The sequence below is a fragment of the Corynebacterium pacaense genome, from assembly GCF_900169525.1.
In the GTDB taxonomy this organism is placed as follows: Bacteria; Actinomycetota; Actinomycetes; order Mycobacteriales; family Mycobacteriaceae; genus Corynebacterium; species Corynebacterium pacaense.
The window spans coordinates 379731-399213 of the sequence record NZ_LT821239.1; the positions used below are offsets into that span (position 1 = coordinate 379731).

At 63.3% G+C, this 19483-nt stretch carries 17 protein-coding genes, 1 pseudogene and 1 other annotated feature; of the genes and pseudogenes, 13 read left to right on the forward strand and 5 right to left on the reverse strand.

Annotated elements, in window-relative coordinates; genetic code table 11:
• Positions 1-14 precede the first annotated feature (14 nt).
• Complete coding sequence (locus B7E02_RS01910) at positions 15-587, reverse strand: YdhK family protein (protein ID WP_080792442.1); 573 nt, start codon at positions 585-587, stop codon at positions 15-17.
• Between the two features lie 187 nt (positions 588-774).
• Here B7E02_RS01910 and B7E02_RS01915 point away from each other — a divergent pair, with 187 nt between their 5' ends.
• The 3 genes from B7E02_RS01915 to B7E02_RS01925 all read left to right on the forward strand — a co-directional run bounded on the left by B7E02_RS01915 (position 775) and on the right by B7E02_RS01925 (position 5517).
• Positions 775-2439 (forward strand): alpha,alpha-phosphotrehalase, encoded by a 1665-nt coding sequence (locus B7E02_RS01915; RefSeq protein WP_143336599.1) that lies wholly within the window; start codon positions 775-777, stop codon positions 2437-2439.
• Complete coding sequence (locus tag B7E02_RS01920; RefSeq protein WP_080792450.1) at positions 2429-4483, forward strand: PTS sugar transporter subunit IIABC; 2055 nt, start codon at positions 2429-2431, stop codon at positions 4481-4483. Before B7E02_RS01915 ends, B7E02_RS01920 begins: the two co-directional genes overlap by 11 nt.
• 146 nt (positions 4484-4629) lie before the next feature.
• On the forward strand, positions 4630-5517 hold the full coding sequence (locus B7E02_RS01925; protein WP_080792454.1) for a transporter substrate-binding domain-containing protein: 888 nt from the start codon (positions 4630-4632) through the stop codon (positions 5515-5517).
• 92 nt (positions 5518-5609) lie between these two features.
• On the opposite strand, the gene B7E02_RS01930 is transcribed toward B7E02_RS01925, so the two are convergent.
• Positions 5610-7103 (reverse strand): phosphatase PAP2 family protein, encoded by a 1494-nt coding sequence (locus B7E02_RS01930; protein ID WP_080792457.1) that lies wholly within the window; start codon positions 7101-7103, stop codon positions 5610-5612.
• Between the two features lie 202 nt (positions 7104-7305).
• On the opposite strand from B7E02_RS01930, the gene B7E02_RS01935 reads away from it, so the two are divergent.
• The 7 genes and pseudogenes from B7E02_RS01935 (at position 7306) to B7E02_RS01960 (ending at position 11366) form a co-directional block, all read left to right on the forward strand.
• Positions 7306-7617, forward strand: coding sequence for a transposase (locus B7E02_RS01935; protein ID WP_080792459.1), 312 nt, complete (start codon positions 7306-7308; stop codon positions 7615-7617).
• Positions 7578-7706: a sequence feature (AL1L pseudoknot), on the forward strand. It overlaps the preceding gene by 40 nt.
• Complete coding sequence (locus B7E02_RS14275; RefSeq protein WP_245802197.1) at positions 7629-8522, forward strand: IS3 family transposase; 894 nt, start codon at positions 7629-7631, stop codon at positions 8520-8522. It overlaps the preceding feature by 78 nt.
• Positions 8503-8640 (forward strand): annotated as a pseudogene (locus B7E02_RS14880) (transposase); the annotation flags it as partial. The gene B7E02_RS14275 and the pseudogene B7E02_RS14880, both read left to right, overlap by 20 nt.
• Before the next feature lie 33 nt (positions 8641-8673).
• On the forward strand, positions 8674-8862 hold the full coding sequence (locus B7E02_RS14840) for a hypothetical protein (protein ID WP_245802125.1): 189 nt from the start codon (positions 8674-8676) through the stop codon (positions 8860-8862).
• Entirely contained in the window at positions 8846-9346 is a 501-nt protein-coding gene (locus tag B7E02_RS14480) for an IS5 family transposase (protein ID WP_218672379.1), read from the forward strand. Before B7E02_RS14840 ends, B7E02_RS14480 begins: the two co-directional genes overlap by 17 nt.
• 192 nt (positions 9347-9538) lie before the next feature.
• Positions 9539-10564 (forward strand): Dyp-type peroxidase, encoded by a 1026-nt coding sequence (locus B7E02_RS01955; protein WP_080792468.1) that lies wholly within the window; start codon positions 9539-9541, stop codon positions 10562-10564.
• Position 10565: 1 nt separating this feature from the next.
• Positions 10566-11366: a family 1 encapsulin nanocompartment shell protein gene (locus B7E02_RS01960; RefSeq protein ID WP_080792471.1), complete on the forward strand. Its 801-nt coding sequence runs from the start codon at positions 10566-10568 to the stop codon at positions 11364-11366.
• Positions 11367-11480: 114 nt separating this feature from the next.
• On the opposite strand, the gene erm is transcribed toward B7E02_RS01960, so the two are convergent.
• Complete coding sequence (gene erm / locus B7E02_RS01965; protein WP_143336602.1) at positions 11481-12260, reverse strand: 23S ribosomal RNA methyltransferase Erm; 780 nt, start codon at positions 12258-12260, stop codon at positions 11481-11483.
• A gap of 1436 nt (positions 12261-13696) precedes the next feature.
• Between erm and B7E02_RS01975 the strand changes: the two genes are divergently transcribed.
• Entirely contained in the window at positions 13697-14251 is a 555-nt protein-coding gene (locus B7E02_RS01975; RefSeq protein ID WP_143336603.1) for a hypothetical protein, read from the forward strand.
• On the opposite strand, the gene B7E02_RS01980 is transcribed toward B7E02_RS01975, so the two are convergent.
• Positions 14248-15978, reverse strand: coding sequence for a dihydroxyacetone kinase family protein (locus tag B7E02_RS01980; RefSeq protein WP_080792476.1), 1731 nt, complete (start codon positions 15976-15978; stop codon positions 14248-14250). The two genes, B7E02_RS01975 and B7E02_RS01980, sit on opposite strands and share 4 nt — an antisense overlap.
• Positions 15979-16116: 138 nt before the next feature.
• Here B7E02_RS01980 and B7E02_RS01985 point away from each other — a divergent pair, with 138 nt between their 5' ends.
• Positions 16117-17256 (forward strand): glycerol dehydrogenase, encoded by a 1140-nt coding sequence (locus B7E02_RS01985; RefSeq protein WP_245802128.1) that lies wholly within the window; start codon positions 16117-16119, stop codon positions 17254-17256.
• A 65-nt stretch (positions 17257-17321) separates the two neighbouring features.
• A complete protein-coding gene (locus B7E02_RS01990; RefSeq protein ID WP_080792479.1) occupies positions 17322-18719 on the forward strand; it encodes a cryptochrome/photolyase family protein in 1398 nt (465 codons plus the stop codon).
• A 1-nt stretch (position 18720) separates the two neighbouring features.
• On the opposite strand, the gene B7E02_RS01995 is transcribed toward B7E02_RS01990, so the two are convergent.
• Entirely contained in the window at positions 18721-19194 is a 474-nt protein-coding gene (locus B7E02_RS01995; protein WP_179129629.1) for a DUF5067 domain-containing protein, read from the reverse strand.
• Positions 19195-19483: the final 289 nt, after the last annotated feature.

Consider the following 19483-nt stretch of genomic DNA (forward strand, 5'->3'; position numbering starts at 1 on the left):
CGCGGTCAGTACAGCTAGGACAGCGGTTCGATCTCGCTTTCCACCACCCACATGTGGTTGTGCATGGTCATACCGTCCATGTCGTAGTCGACGACGTAGACCGTCTCATCCGTGGAGCCGACCACCGTCGCCCGCGCCCGCTCCATGCCGTCCATATGGTCGGCGAGCAGTGTCACCTCCGTGCCGTCGGGAATGCGGTCGGGCTCGGCATCCAGGATCTCCTCCTGCACCACCCATTTGTGGTCCCGCACCTCCTCGCCCCCGGTGGTCGGAATGTAGTCCACGGCATAGGCGTAGGTTCGGTAGGCCCCGACAATCCGCGCCTCCGCGCCCTGCATTCCTTCCATATGCGCGGTGTTCAGCCGGACCGTCGATCCCACCGGATAGGTCGGGTTGTCTGCCGGTACCATCGCTTCGGGGACCGCTGCTCCGTCGGTGTCGTGATTGTGGTGGCCGTGCGCATCCGGGCTCCCGGTCGTTGCCGTTTCCGTTTGTGCGGTGTCCGGGGTCGGGGTCTCATCGGTGGTGGAGCAACCACCGAGAATTACGGCGCCGCCGAGGATCACTGCGCTCATGTACCTTTTCATCTTCTCCTCCTTCTTCCTTTTCCTGGTTTTCAGCCGAGTGTAGGGCAGACGGCGTGCCTGTCCGCCCGGGCGGGGAGACCACTTAGCGGTCAGTGATTCACCTCACAGGAAAACCGTATAGGCTGGCGTGACACGCACGATGTCGACCAGGACCCACGCTTTGAGGATTGGGAAGGGAAGAGTTGCTGTGACCTTTCGAGACAAGGTGATCTACCAGATCTACCCGAAGTCCTTCCAGGATTCGGATGGCAACGGAGTGGGTGATCTCCGCGGAATCATCGAGAGGATTCCCCATCTGGTCAACCTCGGAGTGGGCATGGTGTGGATCAGCCCCTTCTTCGTGTCGCCGCAGCATGACAACGGCTATGACATCGCGGACTATCTCAACGTCGATCCCTCCATGGGAACGATGGAGGATGTGGAGAAGCTCATCAGCCAGCTTCGGGACCACAATATCGGCGTGATGTTCGACATGGTGTTCAACCACACCTCCACCAGCCATGAGTGGTTTCAACGGGCGCTGGCCGGGGAGCGACGCTACCGTGACTACTACATCATCCGGCCACCACACCCCGACGGCGGACTGCCGAACAACTGGGAATCCAAATTCGGTGGTGCAGCGTGGGCACCCTTCGGGGATTCCGGTGAGTACTATCTCCACCTCTTCGATCCCACCCAGGCCGATCTCGACTGGCGCAATCCCGAGGTCAGGCGCGAGATGGCGGACGTGGTCAACTTCTGGATCGCAAAGGGGGTGACGGGGTTCCGTTTCGACGTGGTCAACCTGATCGGGAAGCTGCCCGAGCTGGCATCGTCCGCCGAGGGCGTGGATCCCAGGGTCATGTACACCGACGGACCCGATGTGATCCCCTATCTCCGGGAGCTGAACTCCAGTTCATACGGCAGATTGCCGGACCCGGTGACGGTGGGCGAGATGTCCTCCACCAGCATCGAACGCTGCGTGGCCTACACCAACCCCGACGCCGGGGTCCTGGATATGGTCTTCAGCTTCATCCATCTCAAGATCGACTACCTGGATGGAAACAAATGGGCGCTGGCCCCCTATGTCCCCGCCGACCTGAAGAGGGTGCTCAACGAATGGGCGGAGGGGATGGAGGAGGGTGGCGGATGGAACGCGCTGTTCCTGAACAATCACGATCAACCCCGGGCCCTCGACCGATTCGGTGATCCGGAGGCCCTGCGTGTGGAATCGGCGACGATGCTGGCCACAATGATCCATCTGCTCCGCGGCACCCCCTTCATCTACATGGGCGAGGAGATCGGCATGACCGATCCCGAGTACACCTCGATTGATGACTACGTTGATATCGAGAGCCTCAACGCCTATCAGGCACTGCTCGAGGCCGATGTCGATCCGGAGAAGGCGTTCGCGATCGTCCACGCCCGATCCCGCGACAACGGGCGCACCCCGATGCAGTGGGACGGTGGGAAGAACGCCGGCTTCACCGAGGGCACACCATGGTTGGCTCCGACGAACCAGGAGCGGATCAACGTCGCGGATGAACTGGCCACCGGCCGGATCTTCCAGCATTACCGGGACCTGATCGCACTGCGCAAACACCGGCGGGCCATATCCCACGGCAGCTACCGGATATGGGACGCGGACCATGAAGGCGTCTACGCCTATCTCCGCAGACAGGACGACTCCGAGATCCTGGTGCTGTGCAACCTCACCGGTGAGGCGACGAGCATCCCGATCCCGCACCGCTTCCTCGGCGGCGAAATCCTCATTGACAACTATCCCGGGTCCGGCACGGTCATCGTGCCGGACCTTTCCCTTGCGCCCTATCAGGCGCTCGCACTACACCAAGGAGTAAAAAATGACGACTGAACAGGTGGTTTCCCCGATTACGGGCACCATCATCGATATCACCGAGGTACCGGATCCGGTCTTCTCCCGGAAGACGATGGGGGAGGGATTCGGCATCACCGACACCCCGGGCGGGGAGGTCCGCTCACCGGTCACCGGAACGATCATGATGGTGGCCAAGACCGGACACGCAGTGGGGATCAAAACCGCATCGGGTCTGCAGTTCCTGGTCCACCTGGGCATCGACACCGTCGAACTGGAGGGCCGTCCCTTCACCATCGATGTGGAGAAGGGCGATGAGGTCACCGCGGGGCAGAAGATCGCCACCATGGATGTCGATGAGATTACCGCCGCGGGCAAATCCACCACCACGGTGGTGATAGTCACGAATTCGAAGAAGAAGGTCGAGTCCATTGACATCATCCCTGGTGAGGCCGCAGCCGGTGATGAGGTGGCCACAGTGCACCTGAAGGATCCGGGTGCCACCGCTTCCGGTCGCGGGGCGCAGGCCGAATCGGCCGGCGGGGCGACCGATTCCGCATCCGACCCGCCCGGTGATGTGGCCGGTGCCGTGGCCCTGGCCGAACGCCCCGGCGATCTCAGTGGTTTCGATGCCACCGCCTGGGACATCATCCACAACATCGGTGGTGCCGAGAACGTCCGCAGTGTCACCCACTGCATCACCAGGGTGCGCTTCTACCTGAAGGATGAGGGCAGGGCTGATGACGAGGTGGTCGCCGACCTCGACGGTGTCATCGATGTGGTCAAGGCCGGTGGCCAGTATCAGGTGGTCATCGGCGCCGATGTCGAGGATGTCTACGAGGCGATCACCGCACAACTTGGCGACGGTGCCACCGACGACGGTGCCGAGGAGGTACCGCGGGAGCGGCCCACCACCGCCGTGGGATGGGTGAAGTACGGATTCTCGGAGCTCATCGGGGTGATCACCGGTTCAATGATTCCGGTCATCGGCCTGCTCGCCGCCTCCGGCATCATCAAGGGAATCCTCTCCCTGCTGTTGACCTTCAACGTGATCACCGATGTGTCGAACACCTATCAGATCATCAACGCGATGAGCGACGCGGTGTTCTTCTTCCTGCCGATCTTCGTCGGATTCACCGCGGCGAGACGACTGGGGGCGGACCCGATCATCGTCTCGATCATCGGTGGCGTGCTGTGCTATCCGAACCTCGTGGCCATATCAGAGACCGAGGGGGAGAACGCCATTCTCGGGATGTCACTGAACTCGGACTTCTTTGGCATACCGTTCCACATGGCCAGCTACTCCTACTCCATCTTCCCGATCATCGTCGCGGCCTGGTTGGCCTCGAAGATTGAGCCCTGGCTGAAAAAGGTCATCCCGAACATGGTGCGCATGATCTTCGTTCCCCTGTTTGAGGTGGTCATCGTCTCCGTCGCCATCCTGCTGATCCTCGGTCCCGTGGTCACCTTCATCTCCACCGGAATCGCCGCGGGCATCCAGGGACTCTACGATCTCTCCCCGACGATCTCGGGCACCATTATCGGCGGACTGTACCAGTCACTGGTGATCTTCGGCCTGCACTGGGCGGTCATTCCTCTGGTCGCCCAGGACATCGCGGCGAACGGAAACTCCTATCTCAACGCCATCATTTCCGCGACGATGGTCGCCCAGGGCGGAGCGGTGCTCGCCGTGTTCATCAAGACCAGGATCGAGAAGATCAAGACACTTTCCGGGCCCGCGGCCATCTCCGCGTTCTGCGGTATCACCGAGCCCGCCATGTACGGTGTCAACCTCAAGTACGGCAGGGTGTTCATCATGGCTTCCATAGGCGGAGCGGTCGGTGGCCTGCTCACCGGGTTGTTCAATGTCAACATGTGGGGATTCACCGGATCGCTCATCGGATTCACCTCCTTCATCAACCCGGAGGGCATGGACTTCAGTTTCTGGGGCTTCCTCATCGCCTCGAGTGCCGCGCTGACGGTGGCGTTCACACTGACCTGGTTCTTCGGCTTCAAGGATGCCGATGTGGAGAAGGTGCGTGAGGTGAAGAAGGTGCGCCTTGGACGCAGGGAACCGAACTAGGATCATCCGACCGGAACGCCGCATCCGTCGCCGCTAGTGAGCGTGATTACACCGGCGTTCCATTCCATTGCGCATATATCGGCGATAAGTTGATCGTAGAGTGAATCCGGCCCGCCATCCTCACAACAGTACAATGGAGTACAGCGATGAGTATCTTTCGTTCGGCGGGGAGCTTCCCCGGAAGAGCAGGTTCCAGGGTGGTCGCGGTAGTCGTCGCCATCATGGTGCTGGCGGTTTCCGGCTGCGCGTCGAGCGAGAGCTCCGATCCCGCGGTGGCGTTCAACAGTGGCCGCGGTGTCGATGAGATCAGGGAGTCCGGGACGGTACGCATCGGCGTCTACCCGGATCGTCCGCCATTCGGTGTCGTTGATGACCACGGCGTGTACTCCGGCTTCGACATCGACTACGCCAACCGCATCGGTGAGGACCTCGGCGTCGATGTCGAGTTCGTGCCCGTCTCTGCCGATACCCGTGTGCCGACGGTCGAGTCCGGCGAGGCGGACATCATCCTGGCCACGTTCACGGTCAACTCCGCGCGCCTCGGGGTGGTCGATTTCGCCGATCCCTATATGAAGGTGTCGCTGGGGGTTGTCTCGCCGGACAGCGCCGGGATCACCGATCCGGTTCAGCTCAATGGCGCGAGGGTTGCGGTGGTCAGGGGCACCACCGCCGAGACTTACATTTCCTCGCGGTATCCCGACGTCCGCGCGGTGAAGGTTGACAAGAATTCGGAGGCGACGGCCGCGCTTCTCGACGGCCGCGCCACCGCCTGGCTGGTGGACAATTCCGCGGCACTGGCCTGGACCGGCACCCAGGCGGGTTTCAGCACCGGTATCACCTCGCTCGGAGATCAGGAGGTTATCGCAGCAGCCGTCGCCAAGGGCAATTCATCGCTGCTTGAGTGGCTCAACAGCCAGATGCCGGAACTCAACGGCGAGCAGTTTTTCCACGACAGCTACGAGCGGAACCTGGCTCCGGTCCTGGGCGCGCAGCTTCCCGCCGACCAGCTCCTGGTTGAGAGCGCCGCCGGATAGCAGCCCCCACTGGCGCGTCCGCGGTGTCTCCCGGGCGTCGACAGGCAAAAGCCCCGGTGGAAACCACCGGGGCGGGATGCAGGGGTGCGCTCCTAGCTGCTCAGCCAGGCGAAGGCGCTGCTACCGGAGGAGAGGTTGTCAGCGGGGGCGTTGACAACGGTGGCCCGGCCACCGGTTGTGGTGACCTTGACGCTGCCGTCCGCATTGAGCTGTACGGTTGCACTGGTCGCGGCGGCCAGATCCAGTCGCTGCCAGCTCGCCTCCGCGGAATCCAGCGGGTAGCCGGAGGCGATGGCGGTCTGCTCAAGAACCTGACGACGCTGATCGTTGTTCAACGTGGGGAAGGCGGTGATCAGCAGGGCGGGCGCGGACTCAGGAACGGAGACTGGGCGGTCGGTGGCTCCGGTCTGCGTGAAACCATAGGTCATGCGCTCACGGTAGACACTGACGGCGGAACCGCGGTCGGTGACCTGCTGGGAGGTACCGCCGGGAAGCGCCTTGCCGGCGAAGGAGTCGTTGGAGTAGGACTTTCCGCTGGCGGCACACTTGACGATCGTGTCACCGCACTCCTGCTCGAGGTAGGACACGAGTTCCTGACGGGCGGGTTCGATGACCTCGGTGCGGTAGCGCTCGTCATTCCAGCGTGCGGCCACGGTGGCCTCGCCGGAGATGCGACCACCCATGATGTCCATCGGGTAGTGGACACCGAGGACGATCCGGTTGTTTCCGGCCTCTGAGGCGCGGCTCAGCAGTTCGGGGGCCAGCTCGGGGACCAGCGTGGCCAGGGTGATTCCCATCTGGTAGGCATCGGTGGTGTGGCCGGAGGGGAAGGATCCGCCGGTGCAGATGCCGGGCTCGCCGTAGGCGGGATCGAGCGTGCCGCCGTCGTTGCCGTAGGTGGCGTCATCGGTTGCCGGGGCGACACGGGTGATCTTCAGATTGCCCTCCGCATCGGTGTAGGTCCTGCCTGCGCGGATGTCCTTGAGCGAGGAGCCGTTGACCTTCGAGGGCGCGCAATCGGACTGGTCACCCTCGACCGGTGCGGCCGCGGGATCAACGTTGAGGTAGGGACGCGGGTAGCTGAACGCGTTCTTTGCCGCGCCTGTGCCCAGGTAACCCGGTCCGATGCCGTTGTCGCCATTGAGCAGTGCCTCGAGCTTGGGAAGCTTGCCTTCGAGGTGGCCCTGGACAAAGATCTTGCCCAGCACCTCGCCGAGTCCGTCATGCCCGACGGTGACCCACTGGTTGCTGAAGTTGGAATCCTGCAGCGCCTTGTACCTCTGGTCATCGGTGGCGTTCTGGTTGATCCACGAGGTCAGCTCGTCATTGCGTTGGAGAACCGGGGTGCCGGCCTCCGTGATCTTGCCGTGAAGGTTGTTCGATCCCTCGGAGATCCAATAGGTGTTGTAGTCGGAGAGGATCGCGGCGAGGTCCGGCTTGGCGGAGTCACTGGGGTAGCCCTCCGCCGCCTGGGCCACCGCCGCCTGGAGAACGGGGCCGGTGGGTGCGACCGCCACCCCCAGTGCTGAGGCAATGGCAATGGTTCCGAGAATCCTGCGTGTGCTGTGGAGAGTGAACGCCTTCACTAGGGCGTGTCTTGCAAATGAATTCTGTGGGAGCTGAGATCGTGGAGGTATGTCTCGATTCCAGCTCCTCTCAGACGACCAATGGACACTGATTGCTGATTTGTTGCCTGGTCCCACGGGCAAGAAGGGCCGCCCGTTCGCCGACGCCCTGGTTCGCCCCGGGTTTAATGGAGGGTAGGAAATTGGAAAAGGAAACCCTTACATGCCCACCAAATACACTGTCGAGCTCAAGCAGCGCGCTGTAGAACTCGTGCTCCACGCTCAAGCTGATCCCGTCACCGCCCGGGGCGCGGTCACCCGCATCGCCGACGAACTCGGCGTGAGCAAGGAAACTCTGCGCGTCTGGGTCCGCACCCACAAGCAATCCGGAACCGACACACCGGCCGAATCGATGGACCTGGAAACAGAAAACCGCAGGCTGCGGGCCGAGCTCGCCGAAGCCAAACGCGCCAACGAGATCCTCAAGAAAGCCTCGGCTTTTTTCGCGGCGGAGCTCGACCGCCCACACAAGTAATCGTCACCTTCATCGACGACAACCGTGCTCAGTTCGGGGTCGAGCCCATCATCCGCGTCCTGGCCACCACCAGCGCGAAGATAGCCCTGAGCACGTATTACGCCCACAAATCACGGCCTGAATCAGCCCGGTCCATCCGGGACAAGCAGATCACCCGGGCACTGCGCCGGATCTTCGAAGACAACTACTCATGTTACGGCGCCCGGAAGCTGTGGGCGGAGATCAACCGCGAGGCCACCTTCGGTCACGTCGCCCGCTGCACCGTCGAGCGTCTCATGGCGACCGACGGGCTGAAGGGGATCCGGCGGCGGAAGAAAAGACCGTCAACTCGCAGCGCCGACGCCGGCGAGTGTCCTGTCGACCTGGTGGAGCGCAACTTCGCCGTGACCGCGCCGAATATGCTGTGGGTCGCCGATATCACCTATATCCCCACCCGGGCCGGGTGGGTGTATGCGGCGTTTGTGTTGGACGCCTACACCCGTGAGATCATCGGTTGGCAAGTGACGAACCACATGCGGGTCTCGTTGGCCCGCGATGCCTTGGATATGGCCCTGTCGGCTCGTCTTCGCGCTGGTGAGGACGTCTCTGGGCTGATCCACCACAGCGACCGTGGAGTGCAATACCGCTCTATTACCTACGGCGAGTCATTGGCGGAGTCGAAGGTCGTGGCCTCGGTCGGATCCCGCGGCGACTCCTATGACAACGCGATGGCCGAGGCGTTGAATTCGATGTTCAAGGCCGAGCTGATCGACCGCAGGACGTGGCCGGCGCTGACCGATGTGATCGTGGCGACCTCGAAGTGGATCGGGTGGTACAACAACCGCCGGTTGCACTCCGCACTGGCTCATCGCCCGCCGAAGGAAGTTCACCAGGAATGGCAGAAGTATCAGGCCTACGCGGCCTGATCGACAAGTAAATCACCCTCTACAAAACCCGGGGCTTGACACCCGACTGATGGTCGAGGGGATCATTTACCGGTATCGATGCGGGATCGCGTGGCGAGACCTTCCTGATGCTTTCGGGCCTTGGCAAACGGTCTGGGCGTGGCATAGGCGCATGGCCGACGATGGTGTCTGGGATCGGGCGCAAGCGCGTCTGCACGAGTACGCAGACCGCGAGGGCCTGCTCGACTGGTCGGTATCGGTGGATTCCACGATCGCTCGTGCGCATCAGCACGCGACCAACACCAAACGCGTAAAAAAGGGCTATATCGAATTACAAGAATCCGCTGACCGAGCCGCCTGACCACGCAGTCGGCCGTTCTCGGGGCGGCTTGTCAACGAAAACACATCAGCTCGTCGATGGGCGCGGCCTGCCGCTGGTGACGATTTGCTCAGCGGGACAAGATGGTGACTCGCCGATGTTCATCCCGCTCATGGAACAAGTGCGGGTCGGCCGTCGCACCAGGCCCGATGCCGCGCTCTGCGACAAGGCGTACTCCTCGCGGGCGAACCGGGCGTACTTGCGCAGGCGTGGCATCGAAGCGGTGATCCCCGAACCTCGTGATCAGCAGGGGCATCGGAAGCGGCGCGGCATGCAGGGTGGCAGGCCTGCGAAGTTTGATGCGGAGAAGTATCGGGGAAGGAACGTGATCGAGCGTGGCTATTGCCGGTTGAAACAGTGGCGAGGACTCGCGACTCGGTATGACAAGCTCGCGATCGTGTACCGGGCCGCAGTTGTCCTCAACGGAGTGATCGCGTGGCTCAACCTTTTACAAGACACGCCCTAGCTGCCTTTCATGTGCTTCATGTCAGCGGGCTCGGCTGGGCTCGCGGGTGAGACGCTACGACGGGTTCTTGACCAGTGGTGGTCACGTCCGTGAACTTGTGGGAAACCTTCACTGAACTACAGGATGCCCTCGGCCTCCCGATTTCCCGAGTAGCATCTACAGGTGAAGAGATTTTCCAAGGAGGACGACACGATGGCGAATGCGGGATCCGAGCAGAGTGGAACGTCTGTTCAGGCGGTCGATGCACCACTGACACGATCGGCATGTTTCCTGGTGTTGGAGGTTGCGCAGGAAGAGCAGGCACTGGACTCGGTGCGCGAAGTACTCAGCGGGATCGAGGATCTGGTGAAAACGGTGGCCTTCCGCGATGTCGGCAACACCCTGTCGTGCACGGTCGGTATCGGTAGCGAGATCTGGCCGGGGCTGACCCGAATGGAGCGTCCCGCCGAGCTGCACCCTTTCAGGGAGTTCGTGGGCCAGACGCACACGGCCATCGGCACGCCCGGCGACCTGCTCTTCCATATACGCGCCGATCGCCCGGACATCTGTTTCGAGATGGAGCGTCTGCTGCTGGATTCCCTGGGTGCTGCGGTGAGCACCGTCGACGAGGTCACCGGGTTCCGCTACTTCGACGCCCGCGACCTGCTCGGCTTCGTCGACGGCACCGCCAACCCGGTCGGCCCGGCGCTTCCCGATTCCACGCTCGTCGGTGCGGAGGACCCACGGTTTACCGGGGGCAGCTACGTGGTGGTGCAGAAATACCTTCACCCCCTGGCGGCGTGGAACGCCCTGAGCACCGAGGAGCAGGAGGCCATCATCGGGCGTCGAAAAGCGGACAACGTCGAGCTTGCCGACGCCGAGGTCGGGCAGAAGTCCCACAAGACGTTGAACACCATCACCGAAAACGGTGAGGAGCTCGACATTCTCCGCGACAACATGCCCTTCGGCAGCCCCGGGCAGGGCGAGTTCGGGACCTTTTTCATCGGCTACTCACGCAGGTTGTGGGTGATTGAGAGGATGCTGGAGCGCATGTTCATCGGTGATCCGCCCGGTCTGCACGATCGCATCCTCGACTTCTCGGTCCCGGAGACCGGAACGACCTTCTTCGCGCCCTCCGCGGAGCTCCTGGCCTCCCTCGACGACCCCGGGGTCGATGAGGGTGCGGAGGGATCACTCGGCATCGGCGGACTCAAGGAAACAGAAAACGAAAGGAACTGACATGAACCATCTACTACGCGAGCGTGCACCGATCACTCCGGAGATGTGGAAGCAGATCGATGAGGAGGCGACCTCCCACGTGTCCGTCGCCCTCGGAGCCAGGAAACTGGTGGATTTCGCCGGTCCCTTCGGCTGGGAGTACTCCGCAACCTCCCTCGGTCGGGTGGGGGCGGGTGTCGCCTCACCGGTCGCTGATGTCACCGCGCGTTCCCGCCAGGTGCTGCCGCTGGCCGAACTCCGCGCCGATTTTCCGCTGTCCCGCGAGGAGCTGGAAACCGGCACCCGCGGTGCGGAGGACGTTGATTACGATGCCCTCGACGCCGCCGCGCTCAATATCGCGAGGGTGGAAAACGCCGCCATCATCGACGGCTGGTCCGAGGTGGGTATCACCGGTATCCTACAGGCCACACCGCATGAGCCCATCGTCCTCGGTGAGGATCCCCGCGATTTCGCACTGCGGGTCGCCGCGGCGGTTGCAGCGCTTCGCGACGCCGGCATCGGCGGGCCCTACGGCATCGCACTCGGCGAGGACGCCTGGATCAACGTCCAGGGTGGCAGTGACCGCGGCGGAGCCCCGCTGCTCACCCACCTGGGCCGTATTCTCGACGGTCCCATCGTCTGGGCGCCGGGCATCTCCTCGGCGGTGGTGCTGAGCACCCGCGGCGGTGATTTCCTCATGGAGAGCGGTCAGGACCTCGCCATCGGCTACGCCCAGCACGACGCCAGCGTGGTGGATCTCTACCTGCAGGAGACCTTCAGTTTCCGCGTGGTAACACCGGAGGCCGCCATCGCCATTGTGTGATGATCGCTTATGGAGGTGCGAACAGCCGCACGTCGTGGGCCCTTTCAGCGCTCACAACACCCGGTCCTCCTTCGTGATCTGCATCTGCTCGCACCAGTCGGGGTACCTCCCTGCCTATCGACGACCCCGGCGAACCCCCATGAACAGACCCGCCCACTGCTCAACGGTCAACTCCGACGGTAGGGCGGCCCGGTGGATACCGAGACTTTCCACTACGGCAGTGGATTCGCTGCGTGGGGCGATGCGCCGCCGCTCCAGAATGTCCTGGAGGCCGCGACCCCGACCTGTGTACACGGAGTGAACCAGTTCGTGGAAACTTTTCCGCTGCTGCACGGGGAGGATCGGTGAGGTGCGGCGCCTGATTATGAGGACTCCCCCGTCAACCGCGGGCCGGGGTGTGAAGGAACGTGCGGGAATACGCTCGCCGAGAGTGAATTCAAACCAGGGGGACCATTGCGCAGTCATCATCGTGGATGCACCCACACCGGCACGGCGCCGTGCGACCTCCCACTGCATGAGAAGCACCGAGTCGGTCCATGCGGGCGCACGGAGCAGCCTCCGCAGTATGGCGGTGGTCAGGTGGAAGGGGATGTTGCCGATCACCACATGGGGATCGCCGGGTAGGCGGTAACGCAGGAAATCGGCGTTGATGATGTGGACGTGATCATTCGCAACCGTCGATTTGAGACGGAGCGAGAGCTGCTCATCGATCTCGAGGACGGTCAGTGGGCGGTCGAGGTGCGCCATCGGGTGGGTGAGGGCACCGTCGCCACCGCCGATTTCGACGATGGGGCCGGAGGTGGAATGAACATGGGCGAGCAGTAGATCCACGGCGCGCGGATCGGTGAGGAAATTCTGGCCGTGCTCGTGACGACCCGAGGAATATGCTGACATGAGGTAACTCCATACGGTGTGAATGGAGCCGGGCAGGGAAGAACCACCGCCCGGCTGAATTGGCCGACGGCAGCGTCACTTTTTCTCCGGGGAGTGGGTGATCGCCTTAGCGGGTGCGGCGCATCCGCAGGAAAGCGGTTCCCTTCATCAACATGGCATTCATCATAGATGAGGGTTTCGTGGCCAGCCAACCTCATCCTCCGTACGCAGTGCCAGACTCCGGGGCATGTGTAGTGCTCCAGGGTTCTTCAGATCCTGAAAATGCATCTCTGAGAGTCCTGGTGCTGCTTCCTTGGCCGTCATCTGGGAGCATGGGCCCTTAGTTCACGGCGGACCCCTACGCGATGGGGCTGATGTGCACTGTCAGCGTGGTGCCGCTCCAGCCTGACGAGGAGGGGTCGGGCCCGCATCCCCCAGAAGGAAGTGCCATTCCATATGCGAAAAGTCAACAGCATTCATTTCCTGGTAGCCGAATGAGTAAAAGTATGTCTCCGCAATTAGAAAGCGGCATCACCCACGATATGGTCAGAGCTATCGGCAAGCGTGCCAAATACTCCAGAGACCATAGGAGGGATGAGACACGAAATGAACCGCAGCTGCATTGCTTGCGGGCGTTCTGGGTTTGACGTTGCTTCCAGCGGTGGCTACCGCGGTACAAGCGGACGAGACACAGAATTGTTCAGTTGAGTTCATACTTCGAGGAGGTGGCTTTATCGTTGCACTCACATACGGTGGTGGAATCCTTGCTGCGCATCCTTCATGATGGCCACCGAAAAGAAATCGATACCGCGAAGACACGATGGTGCCTTCGAAAAAATGGAAGATAGCAACAGTCAATCCACTCAGACCAAGAGGTACTTCGGTGGTCCGGGGATCATTGCGATGCCCCTTGCCGCAATCGTCATCATCGGAACCATCATCGTTGATGCAACGGCGGGCGTTGAATCTTCGCGGTATGTTTCCGGGGGTGCAGCTTTGTTCCTTCTGAGCTCCTTGATGTGGAGAGCGTTTCACCGGGCTCGGAAGGTTGACCATGGCTGCCCTGTTTGAGGCTTGCCCAGAAAGAACAGAAGACAGGGTAAACGCCGGGGAACACAGCCCCGGGGCACTTCAGCTGAGTTTGAGAGATTCTTCGTCTCGTCAACGTTTGCCTACCGGATCGGATGGAAGACCGTAGCCCGTGTCTCGAGAGTGCTGAATCAACACGAGATTTCATCCGATTGAGGGTCCTGGGCGGCTCAGGGCCATTTCCCTGCGCCGACTTCGGATTGACCGTGCCGTGAACGCCCCCCGGAAACCGAATCGAACGTATGGTTGCTCCACTTGGTCGCGGGGGATGTGCCCCGGTGTTTCCGCCTCGCGCCTCCCGCTTCGGGTTAGTATCGGGACTGGAAAAGATATCAAGGCTTTCAGCTGATCACAAGGAGTGTATGACCATGAGCGACGGCGAGATCTACGACGACGTCTTCGATCCGGACGATGCATTGGAAAACGACGGGCCGGTGCGGCAGCAGCTGGTCGCCGACCAGATCCGTCCGGCCAAGGCCGAGTGGTCCCTGGAAACCGCGGACGGTCCCGATGAGACGGGATTCTCATCCTGGTTGAACATCGAGATCGACTGCGAACCGGTGGTTGTCGCCAGCGATGAGGCGGACTACGCGCCGGAGGCGGATGAGGACAACTACGGTGATGACGATGAGGATGAGGAGTTCGGCGAAACCCTGACCATCAGCGCCGAGACCATCCCCGGCACCGCCACCGACTGGCGTGAACTCAGCGGTCACCACCTGGTGAGTTCCTCCTTCGGTGAACCCGGCGAGGCGGTCGTTGTCTACGGCGATCACTACCGCTTTGACCAGGTGACCATCGACGTCATTGAGCAGCGCGACAGGACCGCCGATTTCGCCATCACGCTGTCGGGGGATCTGGACGGGCTGGGAATCGATGAGATCAGTTTCAACGTCAGCGGCGAGTACATTCCCACGCCCTAGTCGGTGAAGTCGCTGATGTCTCCGCGGCCACCGAAAATCCAGGCGACGAGGATCGCGCCGGGATCCACCACACCCCGGGAGGCTGCGCCGAGATAGCTGGCGCGCCCCTTCCTGGCGATCATCTCCCGCGTCGTGGCCGCACCCTCCGCGGCCGCGGTGTAGCAGTCGGCGAGGACCCCGGAAAAATCCTTCGTGGTAGCGGCTGCGGCGGCTTGAGCTGCGGGTATGAGGGCGTCGATTAGCGTGTTGTCGCCCTGTTTGGCACCTCCCAGCTCGGTGATGGCGCGGTGTGCGCTGTCGAGTCCGGCGGCGAGCCCGGCGACGCGGTCATCCGTGGCCCGCATCGCGGTGCCCAGTTCCCGGAAGAGCGTGCCCAGTACCGCGCCCGAGGTGCCGCCGGCGCGGGTGAACAGCCGGAGGGAGAGGGCCTGGAGGACATCGGCATCGGTACCGCGCAGCGGGAGATCGATTTCGCCGAGGGCGGCATCCATGTTCTGTCCGAAATCGCCGTCACCGGCCAGGCGGTCCAGCTCGGTGAGATCATCGGTGGAGCCCTGCACGCGCGCGATAAAGCCCGTCAACCAGACGTTCTCCTCCCCCGAATCCGGCAGGTCATCGTGATGGAAGATACGCGCGGGGGTGGCAGCTGCGGCGTCCGCGGGGCCGCCGAGCACCCGGGGCCAGGCGGGGGCGGTGGTCGGGGCGTCGAGAAGCTCCACGATCTCGTCGGTGGCCCTGGTCAGGGTCAGGGAGACGCCCGCCATGTTCACCGCGGTGACGTAGGTTCCGACCATCGCCCTGCGCACCCGCAGCCCCCTGCCGGCGAGCACCCGCAGGACCGAGCCGTAGATCAGGTGGAGCTCGAGTTCTGTGGTTCCGCCGAGACCGTTGACCAGGCACACGACCTCATCGCCCTCGTCGAGGCCGAGGGCGGCGTCGATGCGCTCCAGGAGTCTGGCGACGATGGAGTCGGCCTCCTCGACGTTGAGCCTTTCCACTCCGCGTTCGCCGTGAATGCCGACACCGAGTTCCATCTTCCCCACGGGAAGATCAAAGGTGTCGCGTCCGCTGGTGGGCAGGTGCCCAGGTGCCAGTGCAACGGACATGCTCCGGGAATTGTCCGCCACCCACTGACCCAGCTCCGCGACCCTGCTCAGGTTGTACCCGCGGTGGGCCGCGGCGCCGGTGACCTTTTCCACCAGAATCGTCGCGGCGGTGCCACGTCGCCCCGGCCCATCGGAATCGGCGAAGTCCTGCGTCGCGATGTCATCATCGACCAGCACCACCCTCGTGTCCACTTCATCGAGCGCCTGCCGTGCGACCTGGAAGTTCATCACATCCCCGGTGTAGTTCTTGACCACGTGCAGTACTCCCGCGCCCCGGTCCGCCCAGCGGGTCGCCTCGGTGATCTGGACGGCATTCGGGGAGGTGAACAGCAGCCCGGGGCAGACCGCGGCGAGCATGCCCGCCCCGAGGAAGCCGGCGTGCATCGGTTCATGGCCGGTACCGCCACCGGAGATCACCGCCACCGCCGGAATACCGGAGTCCGTGCTCAGCTCGGAGGCGCGGCCGATGAAACCACTGTCGTGCCATTGCGCGTCGGGATGGGAGGCGATGAAACCACCGAGGGACTCGGCGAGGAAGTCTGCGGGATTGTTGCGGAAGGATCTGATCGAGCTTCGGTGCGGGTCGGAGTGTGGGTCGGAGTGCGGGTCGGAGTGTGCCATGGGCCCGAGGATAACCACGGGACCGCAGTGCCGGCAGCGCGGTGGACGTCCCGCGATGCCGCGGTGACCCGTCGCGCCTAGGGTGGCGGGTGTACCTCAGAGATTGTCAAGGGCAACCGCTTATGGAAGGAATTGATCGTGTCCGAGCAAATTGAATCAACCGTGACCGTCATCGACAAGGTGTTCACCAGCCCCGCACGCTATGTGCAGGGAATCGATCTCATTGACCGGGCCGCCGTCTACCTGCGGCCGCTGGGCTCCTCCGCCCTGATCATTGCGGATGAGATCGTGTGGGGCATCGCCGGGGAGAAGCTCCAGGAATCGCTGATCGGTGACGGCCTCGCCGCCGACCATGAGGTGTTCGGGGGCGAGGCCTCGCTCAGGGAGATCGAGCGGATCACCGAAAGGGCCAGGACCGGCGGGCACGAGGTGATCATCGGGCTCGGCGGTGGAAAGACCATCGACACCGCCAGAGCCGTGGCCGATCACGCGAAGCTGCCGGTCGCAGTGTTCCCGACCGCCGTCTCCGCCGATGCCCCCACTGCGCGCGTCTCGGTGATCTACACCGATGAGGGGGTCTTCGATTCCTACCTTTTCTACGACCGCAACCCTGACCTGGTCGCCGTGGACACGCGGATCATCGCCAACGCACCGGTGCGCACGCTGCGCTCCGGCATCGGTGATGCGCTGGCGACGGCCATCGAGGCCCGCGCAGTCAACCGCGCGAACTCCCGCCGCATGGATGACACCGCCCGACCCACGCTCGCCGGTCTCGCCCTGGCGGAGAAGTGTGAGGAGACCATCCTCGCCTTTGCGCACCAGGCGCTCCGTGACAACGAGGCGCATGTGGTCAGCCGCGCCCTGGAGAACATCTGCGAGGCCAACACGCTGCTGTCCGGCCTCGGTTTTGAAAACGGCGGGCTGGCCGCGGTCCATGCCATTCACAACGGGTTCACCGCCATAGGTGGGGACATCCACCACATGACGCACGGGGAGAAGGTCGCCTTCGGGATCGGGGTGCAGCTGATGCTGGAGGGCGCGGGGGAGGAGGAGGCGGACCGCTACATCGGATTCCTCCAGTCCGTCGGCCTGCCCACCACACTCGAGGAGATCCACCTCGGGGACGCCACCGATGAGGATCTCCACCGCATCGCCGAACTGGCCTGCTCCGAGGGTGAGACGCTCAAGCAGATGCCGGGCTCCTACACCCCTACCGATGTCGTCGAGGCGATAAAGGCCGCCGATCTCTATGCCCGCAGCCTCCGTGATTCCGCCTAGGAAACGACCACCCGCATGAGACGCCCCCGGCGATCCCGCGGTGGCCTCGCCTACACTCGATCCACATGAGTTCTCCGACGCTGATGTGGTTCCGCGATGATCTCCGGATCCGCGACAACCCCGCGCTGGCCTGGGCTGCGCAGCGTGGACCCTTGGTGGCCCTGCTTATCGACGAATCCAGCGCAGCAACCGGCACCCGGCCGCTCGGTGCGGCGGCGCGGTGGTGGTGGGGGCGGAGCGTCGAGAAGCTCTCTGAATCCCTGGCCGTCCTCGGCGTGCCGCTGCTCCACCGCAGCGGTGACCCGGCGCGCATCGTGCCCGAGGTGGCGGGCGCCGTCGGTGCCGCGGCGGTGACGTGGAACCGCAGGTACCACGCGCCTCTACGTGAGATGGATGCGAGAATGAAGGCGGACCTGCGGGAACGGGGGCTCGAGGTGCACAGCCACCCCGGATTCCTGCTCACCGAACCCTGGGAGGTGGCCACCGCCTCCGGCACGCCATACAAGGTCTACACCCCCTTCGCCCGCGCCGCCTTCGGGCTGGCCGCGGAACACGCCGACGCCCTCGGTGACCCCGAACCCGCCGCTCTGCACGGCGATGGCGCGGTCGCGGAGGTGCCCGAGGCGGCGGAACCGGGGTGGGCCGGTGGACTGGCCGAGCTCTGGACGCCGGGGGAGCAGGGAGCTCGGGAACGGCTGGATTCTTTTATGGAGGGGATCGACGGCTACGCCTCCGGTCGCGACAACATCGCCGCGCACGCCACCAGCGGGCTGTCGCCGCACCTGCGCTTCGGCGAGATCAGTGTGCTGCGGGTGTGGGCTTCCATAAGCGGGGCGGGGGAGGATGCGGGGGTATTTCTCGGAGAGTTGCTGTGGCGCGATTTCGCCTGGCACCGGCTCTATGAACTACCCGATATGGCAACTCGCAATGTCCGGCCCCAGTTCGACCGCTTCGGCTGGGCCTGGGACGCGTCGGAGATCGGGAAGCTGTGTGACGGACGCAACCCGCTGAACGCCACCGGCGACGATTCCTTCCATAGAGATTTCGCGGCGTGGCGCGCCGGGCGCACCGGCATCCCGCTTGTCGACGCCGGCATGCGCGAATTATGGGCCACCGGCACCATGCACAACCGCGTGCGCATGGTGGTGGCCAGCTTCCTCACCAAGAACCTGCAGATCCATTGGCGTCACGGTGAGCAGTGGTTCTGGGAGACGCTTGTCGACGCCGACCCCGCCTCCAACCCCTTCAACTGGCAGTGGGCCGCGGGAAGCGGAGATGATGCCGCGCCGTACTTCCGCATCTTCAATCCCGAGACGCAGGCCAAGAAGTTCGACCCGGAGGGGATCTATGTCCGCCGGTGGATCCCCGAGTACGGAACCGATGGGTACCCGGAGCCGATCGTGGACTTGAAGGAATCCCGGCGGGCGGCATTGGATGCCTATGAGGCGGTGAAGCAGGGGTGACTCAGGGAATCGGGAAGGTCTGGCGTTCGAGCTCCGTTTTTCCGAAGCCCTTGGTCGCCACGAGCTCAACCGGCGTCACCTCATCATCGAGGGTGTACTCCACAGCACCCTGAAGCGTGCCTCCCTGCTTGATCTCTGCGGACTGCGTTCCCACGAGCGTTGAATCGGGATGCGGGGAGACCTTCAGCTCCTTGATAAAGTTGGGGTCATTGTCCTGGTAGGCGTTAAAGGAATAGATCGAGCTGCTCGGGGTCAGGCTCTTCCCCGACTTGTTGTTGATGTCGTAGCAGAATGCGATCGCAGGCTGATCCTTGTATTGGTTGCCCGGCTGCCCGGGGGCGATCTTGCGAACATCCGTGACCCTGATGGTCATGTCGGGGGTGTCCAGGACACCGTTGGCGAAGGACCCCGCGGATGTCGACGCCGATGATGCGGTGGAGCTGGGGGTGGCGGTGGTTGACGCACTCTGTGCCACATTCTCGGTCGATTCCGAGCTGGTCGTGGTGCTTTCCGTGGTGCCCGCATCCGTTCCGCAGACAGCCAGCGCAGCGGTGAGTGTGGCGATCGTGAGAGCGGACAGCGTGTATAACTACTCCATATTTTCAAGGAGCTTTCAGGCTCATGCCGGAAAGAGCAGTGGTTACCATACCGCAGAAGGCACATTATATTGTTTCCCTCCATCAGGGATCGGACACTGCCCGGACCCGCCACCACGACCCGGTTTCCGCCCCGTGCGGTGGCCGGGGCACCGGGGTGGCGGAGTT